The sequence below is a fragment of the Campylobacter sp. 2352 PW genome, from assembly GCF_024723575.1.
Taxonomy (GTDB): domain Bacteria; phylum Campylobacterota; class Campylobacteria; order Campylobacterales; family Campylobacteraceae; genus Campylobacter_D.
In genome coordinates this window covers 1-2,359 of record NZ_JANQCX010000027.1, presented here as the reverse complement: position 1 = coordinate 2,359, position 2,359 = coordinate 1, and the positions used below count along the sequence as shown (strand labels likewise).

Annotated in this window: 1 protein-coding gene; it reads left to right on the top strand. The window is 29.8% G+C overall.

The features are described 5' to 3' along the window. On the top strand, positions 1-2,359 hold a 2,359-nt coding region (locus CAMP5121_RS07920; protein WP_337215287.1), incomplete at both ends, for a hypothetical protein.

Below are 2,359 nucleotides of genomic sequence, written 5' to 3'. Positions count from 1 at the left end.
GATATACAAGGTGGTAAAGTAGGAAATAAAAACTCTACTACGCATTTGGTGGGAAATGATTTAGTATTAAACCCTGGCTCTTTTGCAGAAAATAAAACTAACAATATTACAGCTTTAAAAAGTGTTAGCATAGCAGCTAGTATGAGTGCATTTGAAGAAGGTGGTTATAAGTTTGTAGGTGCTGATGGTTTTACTTTAGCTAATTATATAGACAATAATAATAAAGTAACCGAGAATAAAGTTCAAAAAATAGACTTTAAACAATACCTTACTATAGACTCAGTAGGTGAATGGGCTATATTTGCTGATGCTTGGAATAACGATAGAGGTGATACAAGAGATGTTAAAGAATTTAGACTTATAGATGATATAGACTTTAAAAATGATTTTAAACCTGAATATATGGTGGGGTATACAAGCTATAGTAGCTGGGATGGTGCCTTTACATCTACTTTTAATGGTAATGGTTATACTTTGAGCAATATTAAAATGGATTTAGATCAACTTAAGATATCTGATCCAAGATATAGAGTTATAGGCATTTTTGGTGCTGTTGATGGTGGTAGTATTAGAAATTTAAAAGTTAATAATGTTGATTTTAAGGTTAACGTAAATGGGCAGTCTAATGCTATAAACATAGGCGGTTTGGTTGGAAAAACACAAAATAGCAAATTTGAAGATATAGAGCTTTCAAATATAAAGCTTAGTGGAAATTATTTTAAAAATGCTGGTGGTTTTGCGGGTTTAAGCAAACAAGATGGGGAATATTCTCGTATTAAAATAAATGGTGTGTATGCTGAGGCATTATATGGTGTAAATAGTGGAGGATTTATAGGTGCTATTGATGGTGGAAAATTTTATGATATATCAGTATATGGTGGAAAAGATAAAGGATATGGAATTATAAATGGTTCTTCTGGTGCTGGTGGCGGTTTTATAGGATATATTGATCAAAATACAAACACTGATAGTATCTTTAAAAATATCAAAGTTGCGGATTTTAAAACTATCTTAGGCGGTAATACTTATGGAGCTGGGGGATTTATAGGATATGCTGATTTATGGAATGGGGTAAATTTAAACTTTGAAAATATTGTAATAGAAAATATAGATAAGATAGAATCTTACAAAGCGGCTGCAGGTTTCTCTGCATATATTGATGCAAATGTGAATGCTAAAAATATTACTATTAAAAATATAGGTGAAATTTACTCTATGGGTGGTAGTGTAGCAGGATTTGCTAACCAAATTTTAAGTGCAAATAGTTCTATACATAATTTTGAAAACATAATGATAGATGGTATAGGAAATTTTAACCTTGGTTTTCAAAGTAAAGGTACTTCTGCAGCTTTTACTAACACCATTTCTAATGGAACTTATAAAAACATATCAATAAATAACATCAAAAAAGTAACATTTGATGATTTTAATTCTGGTAATTTTTCATTATTTGCTGGACATGTTGGAGATGCAAACGATAAGACTGTGTTTGAGAATATAATTATACATGGGGTTGAAAACATACAGGGTAGAAATGGCAAAATATTTTCTTTTGCAGGAGATCTTAGCGGGAATGTTGAATTGAATAATGTTTATATATTCTTAGATGGTAATTATCAAGGAAAAGAACAGTATTTGTTTGCTGATACTAGATTTGGACTAAATGAGAAGGTTAGTTTTAATAATGTAAATGTTTATCTAAAAAATGGAGTATTTGATAGAATTAAAGATAATGAAGCAACTTACCAAGGCAAGATAACATTTGTCAAATTTGATGAAAATGAATTAGCAAGTAAAAAACAAGATTTTATCACTTCAGCTCAAGCAACCACAGGAATACAATATGATCAAACTTCTAATTCATTTAAAACTACCACTGACTTTAAAGTAACAGATCCTAAATTTAGCACCATAGGTGAAGGTGGTGAAGGTGGAGAAGGAAGTGGTGCGAAGCTAGATGAAGATGATTTACTTCAAGAAATAATCAAAGAAGAAATCATTAATGATATCACCAATGGAAAATATAAATTACAAATAAGTGATTTATTAAAAATGCTAGAAGATAAAGCAAATTATTCTACAATGAGCGAAGATCAAAAGGTTGAATTTGTGGCTAAATATTTTCTAAGTGGCGATAAAACTAAAGCTTTAGAAGTAGTTCAAAGTTTAGATTTTCTTTTAGCTTATGAAAACAATGGTTTAAGTACTGCTTCAAAAGATAAATTTGAAGGAAATGGCTTTAGCGTTAAAAATGAAATATTAAGCCAAGTAAATAATACAACTAAAACCATCAAAGATAAAATCAATAAACTTGAAAAAGATTTAAAACCTTTAGTGGATAGTTCTGATAAATACTTAA